General features: G+C 68.1%; 13 protein-coding genes. All 13 read left to right on the top strand.

Annotation, left to right across the window (positions count from 1 at the left end; genetic code table 11):
• The first annotated feature begins 10 nt into the window (after nucleotides 1-10).
• The 13 genes from EIP75_RS19585 to EIP75_RS19525 all read left to right on the top strand — a co-directional run bounded on the left by EIP75_RS19585 (nucleotide 11) and on the right by EIP75_RS19525 (nucleotide 13,177).
• Nucleotides 11-1,336 (top strand): MFS transporter, encoded by a 1,326-nt coding sequence (locus tag EIP75_RS19585; protein WP_023083480.1) that lies wholly within the window; start codon nucleotides 11-13, stop codon nucleotides 1,334-1,336.
• Between the two features lie 49 nt (nucleotides 1,337-1,385).
• Nucleotides 1,386-1,982, top strand: a complete 597-nt coding sequence (locus tag EIP75_RS19580; RefSeq protein WP_125244955.1) for a LemA family protein — start codon at nucleotides 1,386-1,388, stop codon at nucleotides 1,980-1,982.
• A gap of 1 nt (nucleotide 1,983) precedes the next feature.
• The gene (locus EIP75_RS19575) at nucleotides 1,984-2,907 is read left to right on the top strand and encodes a TPM domain-containing protein (protein WP_125244954.1); all 924 of its coding nucleotides are present in this window, start codon (nucleotides 1,984-1,986) and stop codon (nucleotides 2,905-2,907) included.
• Nucleotide 2,908: 1 nt separating this feature from the next.
• Nucleotides 2,909-3,406: a TPM domain-containing protein gene (locus EIP75_RS19570; protein ID WP_023083478.1), complete on the top strand. Its 498-nt coding sequence runs from the start codon at nucleotides 2,909-2,911 to the stop codon at nucleotides 3,404-3,406.
• Between the two features lie 25 nt (nucleotides 3,407-3,431).
• A complete protein-coding gene (locus EIP75_RS19565; RefSeq protein WP_003090261.1) occupies nucleotides 3,432-4,793 on the top strand; it encodes an MBL fold metallo-hydrolase in 1,362 nt (453 codons plus the stop codon).
• A complete protein-coding gene (locus EIP75_RS19560) occupies nucleotides 4,790-6,343 on the top strand; it encodes a thymidine phosphorylase family protein (protein WP_049296404.1) in 1,554 nt (517 codons plus the stop codon). Before EIP75_RS19565 ends, EIP75_RS19560 begins: the two co-directional genes overlap by 4 nt.
• Complete coding sequence (locus EIP75_RS19555) at nucleotides 6,340-7,239, top strand: ribose-phosphate pyrophosphokinase (RefSeq protein ID WP_023093280.1); 900 nt, start codon at nucleotides 6,340-6,342, stop codon at nucleotides 7,237-7,239. Before EIP75_RS19560 ends, EIP75_RS19555 begins: the two co-directional genes overlap by 4 nt.
• 53 nt (nucleotides 7,240-7,292) lie before the next feature.
• Nucleotides 7,293-7,937 carry a DUF6629 family protein gene (locus tag EIP75_RS19550; protein ID WP_006226044.1) on the top strand — a complete coding sequence of 215 codons (645 nt, stop codon included), beginning with the start codon at nucleotides 7,293-7,295 and terminating at the stop codon, nucleotides 7,935-7,937.
• Nucleotides 7,934-8,188, top strand: a complete 255-nt coding sequence (locus tag EIP75_RS19545; protein ID WP_006226045.1) for a hypothetical protein — start codon at nucleotides 7,934-7,936, stop codon at nucleotides 8,186-8,188. The genes EIP75_RS19550 and EIP75_RS19545 overlap by 4 nt, the downstream gene beginning before the upstream one ends.
• Nucleotides 8,185-9,216: a hydroxyacid dehydrogenase gene (locus tag EIP75_RS19540; RefSeq protein WP_023093279.1), complete on the top strand. Its 1,032-nt coding sequence runs from the start codon at nucleotides 8,185-8,187 to the stop codon at nucleotides 9,214-9,216. The genes EIP75_RS19545 and EIP75_RS19540 overlap by 4 nt, the downstream gene beginning before the upstream one ends.
• An 86-nt stretch (nucleotides 9,217-9,302) precedes the next feature.
• Entirely contained in the window at nucleotides 9,303-10,835 is a 1,533-nt protein-coding gene (locus EIP75_RS19535) for an ABC1 kinase family protein (protein WP_172626311.1), read from the top strand.
• Nucleotides 10,836-10,862: 27 nt separating this feature from the next.
• Nucleotides 10,863-11,918: a type II glyceraldehyde-3-phosphate dehydrogenase gene (locus tag EIP75_RS19530; RefSeq protein WP_023087269.1), complete on the top strand. Its 1,056-nt coding sequence runs from the start codon at nucleotides 10,863-10,865 to the stop codon at nucleotides 11,916-11,918.
• Nucleotides 11,915-13,177 carry an MgtC/SapB family protein gene (locus EIP75_RS19525; protein ID WP_023087268.1) on the top strand — a complete coding sequence of 421 codons (1,263 nt, stop codon included), beginning with the start codon at nucleotides 11,915-11,917 and terminating at the stop codon, nucleotides 13,175-13,177. The genes EIP75_RS19530 and EIP75_RS19525 overlap by 4 nt, the downstream gene beginning before the upstream one ends.
• The last annotated feature ends 81 nt before the right edge of the window (nucleotides 13,178-13,258 follow it).

Here is a 13,258-nt window from a genome sequence, read left to right as displayed (position 1 = left end):
GCGGGCCACCATGGTAGAGAGCCGCGCCATGCGATCACCGCGCGAATCCGGGCCCACCCGCCAGCAAGACCTCGGCGTCGCGCAGCTGGGTTGGCTCGCTGCGGCCGTATTCGTCGTCTCGGCCGGATATGGGGCACTGATGCCCTTGATCCCCGACTGGCTGCGGCCCTTGATGGGCGACGCGGATCCTGCGGCGCTTGCGCGCCATGTCGGCTACCTCAGCGGCATCTACACGGCGGGCATCCTGCTGGGTGCGCCCCTGTGGGGCATGCTGGCGGACAGGCTGGGGCGTGCCCGCGTGTTGCTGGTGGGCCTGATCGGCTACGTGGCCAGCCTGCTCCCGCTGCTGCGCCCCGAGTCCCTGGGCGTGGTCGGCATCTATGCGCTGCGCGGCGCGACGGGCTTTTTTGTGGCCGCGGTCGTGCCGGTGGTGCCGGCGCTCGTCGCGCAGTACACCCCAGAATCGATTCGCGCCAGGCGCTTTGCATGGCTGGGTGCGATGTCGCTGCTCGGGTTCCTGTTCGGCCCCGGCCTGAACGCCGCTGCAGAACGGCTTGTCGGCCTGGGCTTCTTGAGCGTGCTGGTACAGGGCTCATCGACCACGCTCGTGATCGCACTCTCGGCCGCGCTCGGCGCGCTGATGATGCTGGGCCTGGCCGCAACGCTTCCCGCACCTTCCTCCCTTGGAGAGGCGGACGCAGCCGATCACGACGGAGCACCCCGGAGCCGCTCCCTGGCGCTCTGGATTCTCAACGGTGTGATCATGTTCGTGCTTGCCGGCTTTGAACTCGGCATCGTGCTGCAGGGCCAGCGCCACCCCGATCTCTCCTCCCGAGAGGTGTCGTTGATGTTCGCCGAGTGCAGTCTGGTGATGCTGGGCGTCAACGCGGTGCTGTTCTTCACCGGCCTGCTGGAGCGCGCCGACCCACGCCGCGTACTGGCCTGCGGCATGGTCCTGGGCATCGCCGGGCTCCTGATGCTGGCCCGCCATGGCAGCGAGATGTGGCTGTACGTCGGCGTGAGTTTCACGGCTGCGGGCACGGGTCTCGTGCTCCCCACCCTGGCCTACCTCGCTGCCGGCACCTCGGCGCGGCGGCTCGGTATCGCGATGGGAGGGCTCGCCGCGGCAGCCGGCCTCGGACAAACACTGGGATCGGCCGCCACCGGATGGCTATTCGGCGCTGTGATGCAGAGCACCTTTGCGTGGCTGTCGATTCCACTGGCCGCCACCCTCGCGCTGCTGCTCATTCCGCGGCATTGGTGGCCAGCCAACCCCGTCCTGGTGAGCGCTTCACCGTCCCGCACTTTTCTCACTTCCACGGAAACCGAACCATGAGACTGATCCTGATGTCCCTGCTCGCAGCGCTTGCCCTGTCGCTGAGCGGATGCGGCTACAACGACTTCCAGCGGCTGGACGAGCAGANTGCGGCTACAACGACTTCCAGCGGCTGGACGAGCAGACCAAGTCCGCCTGGTCCGAGGTGCTGAACCAGTACCAGCGGCGCGCCGACCTGATCCCCAACATCGTCGCGACCGTCAAGGGCGAGACCAACTTCGAGCAGGAGACGCTGACCCGGGTGGTCGAGGCCCGCGCGAAGGCGACCTCGATCCAGGCCACGCCGGAACTCGTCAACAACCCCGAGGCGTTCCAGAAGTTCCAGGCGGCACAGAGCGAACTGTCCGGCGCGCTGAGCCGGCTGCTGGTGGTGAGCGAGAACTACCCGCAACTCAAGGCGAACCAGGCTTTTCAAGACCTGCGTGCCCAACTTGAGGGCACGGAGAACCGCATCACCGTGGCGCGTGGGCGCTACGTGAAGGCGGTGCAGGATTACAACGTGCTCACGCGCAGCTTCCCGACCAACATCACGGCCAAGCTGTTCAGCTACGTCGTCAAGCCCAATTTCTCGGTCGCCGACGAGAAGGCCATGGCGGCGCCGCCACAGGTCGATTTCGGCGCCTCGGCGCCGGCGGCGCGCCCCTGACATGAGAACGCCCAGAACAGTGGTGCTCTCTCCGGCGGCCCCTCTTCGGCTGGCCCACGCTCTGGCCTGGCTGCTGCTGAGCCTGTTCCTTTCGGTCGCGTCCGCGCAGGAGTTGGTCGCCGTTCCTCCGCTGCAGGCGCGCGTCACCGATCTCACGGGAACGCTCGCCGCCGATCGTGTCGCCGCGCTGGATGCGCAGCTTCGGGCCTTCGAGCAACGCAAGGGCGTGCAGATCGCCGTGCTGATGGTCCGCTCGACGCGGCCCGAACCCGTCGAGCAGTACGCCCTGCGGGTGGTAGAGCAATGGAAGCTCGGCCGTCGCAAGGTGGACGACGGCGCGTTGCTCCTGGTGGCCAAGGACGACCGCACCGTGCGCATCGAAGTCGGATACGGCATCGAGGGTGCGCTGAGCGACGTGGTATCGCGGCGCATCATCGACGAGGTGATCACGCCGCGCCTGCGCCAGGGCGATTTCGACGGCGGCATCGCCGCAGGCGCCGAACAGATCATGCGGGTGATCGATGGCGAGGCCCTGCCTGCGGCGGACCCACGGCGGCAGGGGCAGACCAACGACATCGGGCAGGCCTGGCCCTTCCTGTTCGTCGCGGCCCTGATGCTGGGCGGAGTGCTACGCAACGCCCTCGGCCGCCTTCCAGGCTCCCTGGTCACGGCTGGCGTGCTGGGTGCCGCTGCGTGGCAGTTGGTGGGCACCTTCGCGGTGGCCGCGGTGGCTGGACTGGCGGGATTCCTCGTCACGCTGCTGGGCATCGGCATGGGTGGCCACGGCGGCATGCACGGGCGCCACCGGGGAGGCGGCTGGCCGGGCGGAGGATTGGGCGGTGGTGGCGGTGGATTCCGCGGCGGCGGCGGCGGCGGCGGCGGCGGCGGCGGCTTCGGTGGCGGCGGCGCGTCAGGACGGTGGTGAGATGAACATGCAACGACTTCTTCGCCACCTTGCGACCACGGATCGCGCAGTCCGCCGCGCCTTCCCCCCGTGCGCGCTGGATGCGATCGAGCAGGCCATCCGCACGGGAGAGTTCCAGCATGGGGGCCAGCTGCGCTTCGTGGTCGAGGGTGCGCTGGACGGATCGCCACTGTGGCGCAACCAATCGCCGGGCGAGCGGGCGCTGGACCTGTTCGCACGCCTGGGTGTGTGGGATACGGCGCACAACAGCGGCGTCCTGATCTACGTGCTGCTGGCCGACCGGGCCGTGGAGATCGTGGCCGATCGCGGCATCCATGCCTGTTGCGGTGCCGAAAGGTGGTCGGCTGTGTGCCAGCGCATGGAAGCCCAGTTTGCGCAGGGACGCTTCGAGGCCGGAGCCCTGGAAGGCATCGTGGCCGTCAGCCACCTGCTGGTGCAGCACTTTCCGCGGGGCGCGGACCACGGCAACGAGTTGCCGGATCGGCCGGTCCTTCTTTGAACGACAACATCCTTGGAGACCTACCATGCAACTTCAATTTCTGGGTGCCACCGGCACCGTGACCGGTTCCAAATACCTGCTGCGCCATGGCGACGCGACCATTCTGGTGGACTGCGGCCTGTTCCAGGGATTCAAGCAGCTGCGCCTGCGCAACTGGGAGCCGCTGCCGGTCGCGCCCAAGACCGTCGACGCGGTCGTGCTCACCCACGCCCACATCGACCACAGCGGCTACCTGCCACTGCTGGCGCGACAAGGCTTTCGCGGCCGGGTTTACTGCACGTCCGCGACGCACGAGCTGTGCAAGATCCTGCTCACCGACAGCGGCCATCTGCAGGAGGAAGAGGCGAAGTTCGCCAACCGGCACGGTTTCTCCAAACACCAGCCCGCGCTGCCGCTGTACACCCGTGAGGACGCCGAGCGCTGCCTGAAGCTGTTCGCGCCACGTCCGTTCTCTCAGGACTTCGAGGCGCTGCCCGGACTCACCGCGCGGTTGACGCCTTCCGGGCACATGCTCGGCTCGGCCTTCGTGCACCTCAACGACGGCCGGCGATCCGTGCTCTTCTCCGGCGACATCGGCCGGCCCAACGACCCGGTGCTGCGCCCGCCGGTGCAGGTCCCCGGCGCCGACTACCTGCTGGTGGAATCCACCTACGGCAACCGCAAGCATGAAGCGTCCGACGCACTGGCGCAGCTGGAGACTGTCATCAACAAGACGGCCGCCCGTGGAGGGGTCGTGGTCATCCCAGCGTTCGCTGTCGGCCGAGCGCAGAGCCTGATGTACGGCATCTACCAGCTCAAGAAGCAAGGGCGCATCCACCAGCACCTGCCCGTGTACCTGGACAGCCCGATGGCCATCGATGCCACACGGCTGTACCACGCCCATCGCGACGAGCACCGGCTCTCGCCCGAGGAATGCGAGGGCATGTGCCATGCCGCGAAGATCGTCAACAAGGTCGAGGAGTCCAAGGCGCTCAGCGCCGGTCGTGGACCGATGGTCATCATCTCCGCCAGTGGCATGGCCACGGGAGGACGCGTGGTGCACCACCTCAAGTCATTCGCGCCCGACCATCGCAACACCATCCTGTTCGCCGGCTACCAGGCGGGCGGCACCCGTGGCGCCGCGATCGTGCACGGCGCGTCCACCGTCCGCATCCATGGCCAGGACGTGCCGATCCGCGCCGAGGTGGCCTCGCTCGACAACCTTTCCGCCCACGCCGATGCCGACGAGATCCTCGCGTGGATGCGCGGCTTCACGCAAACACCGCGCCGAACCTTCGTGACCCACGGCGAGCCGGAGGCGGCCGATGCGCTGCGCGCGCGGATCGACCATGAACTGGGCTGGTCGGTTGCCGTGCCCGAGTACCTGCAGACGGTGGATCTGGTATGACGGCGCACCTGCACGAGACCGGCACCGGCACCGGCACCGGAGAGGATGGCGTGAACACGCTGCAGGCGTGGCGCACCGGCATCGACACCCATCAGGAGCCGGTGGTCTACATGCGGCGCGACTGCCCTGTCTGCCGGTCGGAGGGTTTCACGACCCAGGCGCGCGTGCAGCTGACGGCCGGCCGCCGCAGCATCGTGGCGACGCTCAGCGTCGTCGATGGGGATTGGCTGGCCGAGAACGTCGCTGGCCTGTCCGAATCGGCATGGGCGTCGCTGGGGGCGCAGCCGGGCCAGCTGGTCACGGTGACCCATGCACCGCCGCTGGATTCGCTCAGCCATGTCCGGGCCAAGGTCTACGGCAATGCCCTGGGCGATGCCGAGTTCAGCGCCATCATCTCCGACGTCGCGGCGGGCCATTACTCGGACCTGCATCTGGCCACCTTCATCACCGCCTGCGCCGGCGATCGCCTGGACCTCGCGGAGACCGTCTCGCTCACGAACGCCATGATTGGCGTCGGTGACCGCATCGATTGGGGGCGCCCGCTGGTGGTGGACAAGCATTGCGTCGGCGGCCTGCCCGGCAACCGCACGACCCTGCTCGTGGTGCCCATCGTGGCCGCCTGCGGCCTCACGATGCCCAAGACCTCCTCGCGCGCCATCACCTCGCCGGCCGGGACGGCCGACACGATGGAGGTGCTGGCGCCGGTGAACCTGGATGTGCCGAGCATGCGGCGCGTGGTCGAACGCACGGGCGGCTGCATCGTCTGGGGCGGCTCGGTACGGCTCAGCCCCGCCGACGACATCCTCATCCGCGTCGAGCGGCCGCTGGACCTGGACAGCGAGGGCCAGCTCGTCGCCTCGGTCCTGTCCAAGAAGGCCGCCGCGGGCTCGACCCATGTGCTGATCGACCTGCCCGTGGGTGCCACCGCCAAAGTGCGCAGCGCGCAGGCCGCGGCGGCGCTCGGTCGGCGCCTGCAGGAGGTGGGCAGCGCCATCGGCCTGCACGTGGCCTTGCGCGTCACCGATGGTGAGCAGCCGGTCGGCCGCGGGATCGGCCCGGCACTGGAGGCCCGCGACGTGCTGGCCGTCCTGCAAGGGACGCCCGAGGCCCCGGCCGACCTGCGGGAGCGAGCGTTGCGGCTGGCGGCGGACATCCTCGAAATGGGCGGTGCAGCGCCCGCCGGCGGCGGCCTGACGCTCGCCACGCAGGTGCTGGCCGACGGCCGCGCCTGGGCCACGTTCCAGGCGATCTGCGCTGAGCAGGGCGGCCTGCGCAGCATCCCGGTGGCAACGCATCGGCACACCGTCGCATCGCCGTCCACGGGACGGGTCTCCCGAATCGACAACCGGCTGCTCGCGCGGGCGGCCAAGCTCGCCGGAGCACCGACCGCCGCTGCCGCCGGCATCGACGTGCATGCGCGCCTGGGCGACCAGGTCGAAGCGGGACAGCCGCTCTTCACGCTGCACGCCCAGGCGCCGGGCGAGCTGGCCTATGCGCTGCAGTTCGTCCGCTCGCGCCCACCGATCTTCCAGATTTCGGAGAACCTATGAAACCTCTCGTTTTTCACCTGCCGGGCGACGAAGACTTCGCCGATGGACTGATCCGGGCGTTGGGCGCGCAGCGGGCTGCCCTGCAACTGCACCGGTTCCCGGACGGCGAGTCGCTGGTGCGGCTGGACGCCGACGTCACCGGCCGCACCGTCGTGATCGTGGCCAGCCTGGCACAGCCGGACGCCAAGGCGCTGCCCTTGTTGTTCGCCGCGGACGCAGCGCGCGACCTCGGCGCCACCCGCGTGTTGCTGGCTGCCCCGTACCTGGCGTACCTGCGTCAGGACCGGCGCTTCAACACGGGCGAAGCCATCACGTCCCGCACGTTCGCTGCGCTGGTGTCGACGGTGTTCGACGGTATCGTCACCGTCGATCCCCATCTGCACCGCTACCGCTCGCTCGGCGAGGTCTACCGGGTGCCGACCCGTGTGGTCCAGTCCGCGCCCGCCATCGCGGCCTGGGTCGCAGCCCATGTGGACCGTCCCGTGTTGATCGGACCCGATGCGGAAAGCGAGCAATGGGTCCAGGAAGTCGCGCGCTTGGCTGGCGCGCCGTTCACGGTGTTGCAGAAGATCCGCCGGGGCGACAAGGACGTGGAGGTCAGCCTTCCCGACACCGCGGCCCTGGCAGACCGCGAGCCCGTGCTCATCGATGACATCGTGTCCAGCGCGCGCACGATGATCCAGGCAATCGCCAGTGTGCGCAGCGTGGGATTGCCGCCACCGGTGTGCATCGGGGTGCACGCCCTGTTCGCCGCCGACGCGTACCACGCACTTCTTGCGGCAGGGCCCCAGCGGGTGGTGACCTGCGACACCGTGCCGCATGTCTCCAACGGCATCAGCGTGGTGGCACCGCTGGCGACAGCGGTGCAGGAACTGATGGAAGCCGGCGCGCCATGAGCCGCTGCGCCGCGCTCGCCATGACGCTCACGATCGAGGGGAGATGACTGCCCATGTGCTTTTCCGCACCCGCCAGTTTCACGGCCGCAGCGGTTCTGCTGGGCCTGGGGACCGTCACCATGCGCCGGGCCCGCTCACGGCGCGAACTGCCGTATGCCGCCATCCCGCTGCTGTTCGGCGTCCAGCAACTGCTCGAAGGCATGCTGTGGCTGACGTTCCCCGACCGCGCGCCCTTGCTGAACGTGGCGCTGACGCATCTCTACTCGTTCTTCTCGCACGTCCTGTGGCCGATCTACGTCCCGCTGGCTGCGCTGGCGCTGGAGAGCGTCCGTTGGCGCCGTCGGGTTCTGGTGGCCATTGCAGTCGCGGGCGCGCTCGTCGGTCTGTACCTGCTGGCGATGCTGGTGAAGCTGCCCATCACGGCCCGCGTGGTCGGCCAGCACATCCTCTACGACTCTCCGCACTTCTACGTGATGACCACGATGGCCCTGTATCTGATCGGCACCTGCGCAAGCCTGATGGTTTCTAGCCACCGGCGCGTGGCGGCTTTTGGGGTGGCCGCCTTTGTCTCCGCAATCGCCGCCTACATGTTCTATGCAACCTGGTTCATCTCGGTGTGGTGCTTCTTTGCCGCTGGGCTCAGCTTCATCGTGCTGTGGCAGTTCCGTGAGCCCCGAGCGAGGCTGGCCGTGCCATGACGAATCCTCCGGCCAGATTCAAGCCCGCACTGGCCTACGCGGACTGCGGCCGCACGCAGGGCCCGATGCGCTGCGCGGCGTTCTTCACGGTTCAGTTGCTCGACGGATTCGAGACCATGCGCGATGCGGTCGCCGGCCGGCTGCCGACGGTGTTCGCGCAAGCGGAACTCGCGCAAGGCACCAAGACCGGGCACTTCATCGCCGCGTTCTGCATCCTGTCCCTGCACCGGGTAATCGAGGAGGGCTCATGACCGCACAAAACCGTCTGTCCGTTCTGTTCTCCGACATCGCACCGGCGGACCAGGCCGCGCTGCAGCAACGGCTTCCGACCCACTGGCACGCGCACTTCGTCCAGAACGAACGCCTGGTGGTATCCGATGTCGGCGATGAAGACACCGAGGTGCTGTGCGTCTTCGTGCGCACGCGCGTTGACGAATCGGTGCTCCGGTTGCTGCCGCGCGTGCGGCTCGTGGCAACGCGCTCCGCGGGCTTCGATCACATCGACCTGCAGGCTTGCCGCCGACGCGGCATTGCCGTGTGCCACGTGCCGGACTATGGGTCTGCCAGCGTCGCCGAACATGCCTTCGCGCTGCTGCTGGGCGTGGCTCGCCATCTGACACAAGCCCACGAGCGGGCGCGCCAAGGTTCTTTCGCTTACCGCGGCCTCACCGGCTTCGAGCTGGAAGGAAAGACGCTGGGCATCGTCGGGCTGGGCCGGATCGGGCGCCACGTGGCCCGTATCGCCCTGGGGTTCGGCATGGAAGTTCTCGCTTACGACCCGGCCCTCGCCCAATCGCTCGACATCACGGCAGCACCCATCGCCGGCGTCCGCGTGGTGACGTGGGAGCAGATCCTGCAAAGCAGCGATGTTCTGAGCCTTCATGTTCCGGCCACGCAGGCCACGCACCACCTTCTCGATGGCCAGGCCTTCGCGCGCGTGAAACCGGGCATGGTACTGATCAACACGGCACGGGGTGCGCTCATCGACGAGGCCGCCCTGCTGCACGCACTGGAGGCAGGTACCGTCGCCGCAGCAGGTCTGGACGTGCTGGAACAGGAAGGGGATCTGTCTCCCGAAGTGCCCACGGGCTGCGGCGGACTGGGTTGCGATACCGGCTGGTCGGCATCCAGCCCACTGCTGACGCATCCGCGTGTGCTCGTGACACCGCATGTCGGGTTCAATACGTCGGAGGCGATCGCGCGCATCCTCGACGAGAGCATCTCGAACATCGCAGCCTGGCATGCGGGCCGCCTGCGCAACAGGTTGGATGAGCTATGACGCGACCGAACCGCCCCGTTTCCACCGTGCGTCTTGCGGGCCGCCCAACGCAACGCTCGGCGCTGCGCCGGGCCACGCAGATCGCTATGGCCCTGAGCGGGTTCCTGCTCTGGGTGGCCTGGCACCGGGGCCTGATGCGCTGCGATACCCACCGGGCGGCCGACCGCTTCGCCGAAGTGCTGCAGCGATTGGGCACGACCTTCGTGAAGCTGGGCCAGCATCTCAGCCTGCGGGCCGACATTCTGGCGCCCGATGCGCAAGAGGCTCTGGCCAGCCTGCAGGCCAATGTGGTGCCGTTTCCTCCCGAGCAGGCGGTCCAGGAGGTCGAGGCGGCGCTCGGCCGCCCATGGCAGCAGGTCTTCGCACGCTTCGACATGCACGCGCTCGCCGCGGCCTCGATCGCCCAGATTCATCGTGCAGCCCTGCCGGACGGGACGGAAGTGGTGGTGAAGATCCGCCGCCCTGGCGCGGCCGAGCAGGCCGAGACCGACATGCGCATCCTGCGCCGCATCGTCCTGGTCATGCAGGGGCTCGTGCCCTCGCTGCGTCGCTGGGGGCTGGCAGCCATCGTGGACGAGGTTGCGGCCAACTTCCGCTACGAGATGGATTTGTCGCGCGAGGCAGCTTCCGTGCGACGTTTCGCCGACGCCTGGCGCGGCTCTGCCGACATCGTGATCCCCGACGTGGTGGACGGCCTGTGCACGCCGAGCGTCATGGTCCAGCAGTTCAGCCACGGAGCTCACCTGCACGGTCTGCCTTCGTCCACCGCGGTGGCGGCCGCGGGCAAACTCGTGGACAGCTACGTCGCCCAGATCTTCCGCGATGGCTTCTTCCACGGCGACCCCCATCCCGGCAACGTCTTCGTGATGGACGATGGCCGCATATGCCTGCACGACTTCGGCATCGTGGGCCGGGTCGACGGCAACATGCGGCGGGCGCTGGTGGCGTTCGCCCTGGCCTTCGTCGAGCAGGATGCCGAATGGGTGGTCGATGCCTGGCTCGACCTGGGCCTGCTCGGCGACGGCACCGATCGGGCCGTGTTCGTGCCTGTCGTGCGTGCCCTGGTCGCAGACTGCGCACAGAGGCCGCTGAAGGACTGGTCGCTCTCAGGTGCTCTCGCGCAGCTCGTGGCGGCGGGCCGGACCCAGGAAGTCCGGCTGCCCAGGGACCTCCTCGTGCTCACGCGTACCCTGTTGTTGCTCGAAGGGACGGTGCGCCTGCTGGCACCCGAGTTTTCCATCATCGAAGCCATCTCTCGCCACACGACCACGGGCGTCTTCGACGAGCCCAAGTCTGCGGCATCGCAGCGTCTGCCCTATGAACTGGGGAACGCGGCCCACGCCCTGCCCTCCCTGCTGGCCCGGCGTCTGCACAGCGTCTTGCGGCAGGGTGACCTGCTGCAACTGTCGATCAAGCCGGATGCCAGGATGCTGAGCGGGATCGACCGCCTCGGCCGTCGCGTCGCGCTGGCGCTCGTGACGCTCGGCCTGTACATCGCATCGAGCTTGTTGATGCAGCACGGCGTGGGCCCGCGCTGGGGCGACATGCCGGTACTCGCGCTGCTGGGCTATGCGCTGGCGATCCGGTTCACGTTTTCCATCGCGCGCAGCCGCGGCTGAGGCGCCTCATCAAGCAAGGAGTCAGGCATGAACAAGGTCAGAGTGGCGGTGAACGGATACGGTGTGATCGGCAAGCGGGTGGCGGATGCGGTCGCACTCCAGGAGGACATGGCGCTAGCCGGCGTCGCGGATGTGGTGCACGACTATCGCCTGCAGGTGGCCGCGCAGCGCGCTTTCCCGATTTACGCGGCGACCGCTGAAGCCGCACAATCGATGCGTGCTGCGGGGCTTCCCGTCGCGGGCGATCTGGCCGACCTGCTCGCCAACGCGGACGTCGTGGTCGATTGCACACCCAAGAAAGTCGCCGCGGTCAACAAGAGGGCGTACGACGCTGCCGGTGTGAAGTCCATCTTCCATGGCGGCGAGTCCCACGCGTTGACCGGTCATTCGTTCGTCGCGCAGGAGAACTACGCAACCGCGATCGGCCGCACCTCCACCCGGGTGGTGTCCTGCAACACGACGTCGATCGTGCGCACCCTGGGGGCGCTTCGGACAGCGGGCCTGCTCAAGCGAGCCCGCGGGACGCTGATCCGCCGGGCTTCCGACCCGTGGGAGGCGCATGCGGAGGGCATCATCAACACGCTCTTGCCGGAGAAGACGATCCCCAGCCATCAGGGACCGGACGCGCGCACTGTGATCCCGGACCTGGACGTCGTCACGATCGCGGTCAAGGCACCGCACAACAGCAGCCACCTGCACACCTGGTGGGTCGAACTGACGAGGCCGGCCACGCGCGACGAGGTGCTGGCGGCCTTTCGCGCTGCGCCACGGATCGCGTTCGTGCGATCCTCGGATGGTCTCGTGGCCCTCAACAGCACGGTGGAACTGATGGCCGATCTCGGCCGCCCGCGCGGCGACCTGTGGGAGGTCGCGTTGTGGGAGGACGTGCTTTCGGTCGATGGCGATCAGGCGTACTACACCTACCAGGTCTTCAACCAAGCGATCGTGATTCCCGAAACCATCGATGCCATTCGCGCCTTGAGCGGCATCGAGACCGATCCCCAGGTGTCGATGGCGCGCACCGATGCTTCGCTGGGACTGCAGCGTGATTTCATCCGCGACCGCGTCCAGGTTCGACGATGAGTGAATTCGATGATCCCGCGCTGGTCGGGCTCGGGCTGGCCCTCGCTTCGGGACTTCTGATCGGCCTGGAACGGGGATGGCAGCAACGCGAGCGGCCCGAGGGACATCGCGTCGCGGGCGTTCGCACCTTTGCGCTGATCGGCCTGCTCGGCGGCCTTGGCGGGCTGCTGGCCCAGCGCTGGGGAGCCGGCATGCTCATCGCGCTGCTCGTACTCGTCGGGGTGTATCTGGTGGTGGGCTACCTGGTGACGGCGCATATGCATGCCGTGATGGGACTGACCACGTCCGTCGCCGCCCTGGCGACTTTCGCCATCGGGGCGCTGGCGACCAGTGGCGCTTGGCGCGTTTCGGCGGTCGCCGCCGTGGTCGTGCTGGCGCTGCTGCGTTTCAAGCAGCTCTTGCACGCCGGCGTCGGCAAGCTGTCCGAGGCGGAGATCAGCAGCGGCACGCAGTTGCTGTTGATCAGCGTGGTCGTGCTGCCGGTGCTCCCTGACCGTGGCTTTGGCCCCTATGAGGCGCTGAATCCCTATCGCCTGTGGTGGGCCGTTGTCCTGCTGGCTGTGCTGTCGTTCACTGGGTTCGTCCTGATGCGCTCGCTCGGCAGGAAGCGAGGGCTAGTATTCACAGCGCTGCTCGGGGGAATCGTGTCGAGCACCGCCACCACGGCCACGTTGGCTCGGTGGGCCGGGCAGACGCCAGGGTGGCGTCCACTGGCAGCGGCGGGTGCGGCGCTCGCGTGCGCAGCCATGTTTGCCCGCATGGCGGCCCTCGTCGCCATCGCGGCCCCCGGCATCGGCTGGGGCCCGGTGGTCATCTTTGTGGCCATGGCCGCAGTTGGCGGTGTTGTGGGGACGTTCCTGGCGGCGCGGTCGTCAGCCGAAGACTTGCCCGAACTGCAACTTGGAAACCCGTTGCAACTGCGCTCCGCGCTACAGTTCGCGGCGTTCTTGGCCACGGTGATGCTGGCAGGCCGCTTTCTTGCCGATCGCTTCGGGGATGCCGGAGTCATGCTCACCGCCGCCGCCTCGGGTCTTGTGGACGTCGATGCGATCACGCTCTCGATTGGCCGTCTGGTAGACGAAGGCGCCGTCACCGCCGCATCGGCCACCCTGGCGTTGTTCATCGCGGCGTCCGTCAATCAAGCCACCAAACTTGTCCTGTTAACGTCGTTGGACGGAAAATCGCTTGCGTGGAGAGTGTTCCCGTCGTATGCGGCAATGGCTGCGGTTGGCTTCGCAGTCGCCTTGGCCCTGACCTGACGGAATGCCAGGGGCAACGGGACAATGGCGGTCTTGCGACTCCAGCATGGGCCGCCGCGACATCCGACCACACCCATTCCA

The organism is Aquabacterium soli (genome assembly GCF_003933735.1).
Lineage (GTDB): Bacteria > Pseudomonadota > Gammaproteobacteria > Burkholderiales > Burkholderiaceae_C > Aquabacterium > Aquabacterium soli.
Note: the sequence above shows the minus strand (reverse complement) of the source record. Positions and strands in the feature narration are given on the sequence as shown.

Coding starts and splice junctions, on each gene's coding strand:
- EIP75_RS19585 (WP_023083480.1), top strand. CDS start 11: ATGGTAGAGAGCCGCGCCATGCGATCACCGCGCGAATCCGGGCCCACC.
- EIP75_RS19575 (WP_125244954.1), top strand. CDS start 1,984: ATGAGAACGCCCAGAACAGTGGTGCTCTCTCCGGCGGCCCCTCTTCGG.
- EIP75_RS19570 (WP_023083478.1), top strand. CDS start 2,909: ATGAACATGCAACGACTTCTTCGCCACCTTGCGACCACGGATCGCGCA.
- EIP75_RS19565 (WP_003090261.1), top strand. CDS start 3,432: ATGCAACTTCAATTTCTGGGTGCCACCGGCACCGTGACCGGTTCCAAA.
- EIP75_RS19560 (WP_049296404.1), top strand. CDS start 4,790: ATGACGGCGCACCTGCACGAGACCGGCACCGGCACCGGCACCGGAGAG.
- EIP75_RS19555 (WP_023093280.1), top strand. CDS start 6,340: ATGAAACCTCTCGTTTTTCACCTGCCGGGCGACGAAGACTTCGCCGAT.
- EIP75_RS19550 (WP_006226044.1), top strand. CDS start 7,293: ATGTGCTTTTCCGCACCCGCCAGTTTCACGGCCGCAGCGGTTCTGCTG.
- EIP75_RS19545 (WP_006226045.1), top strand. CDS start 7,934: ATGACGAATCCTCCGGCCAGATTCAAGCCCGCACTGGCCTACGCGGAC.
- EIP75_RS19540 (WP_023093279.1), top strand. CDS start 8,185: ATGACCGCACAAAACCGTCTGTCCGTTCTGTTCTCCGACATCGCACCG.
- EIP75_RS19535 (WP_172626311.1), top strand. CDS start 9,303: ATGGCCCTGAGCGGGTTCCTGCTCTGGGTGGCCTGGCACCGGGGCCTG.
- EIP75_RS19530 (WP_023087269.1), top strand. CDS start 10,863: ATGAACAAGGTCAGAGTGGCGGTGAACGGATACGGTGTGATCGGCAAG.
- EIP75_RS19525 (WP_023087268.1), top strand. CDS start 11,915: ATGAGTGAATTCGATGATCCCGCGCTGGTCGGGCTCGGGCTGGCCCTC.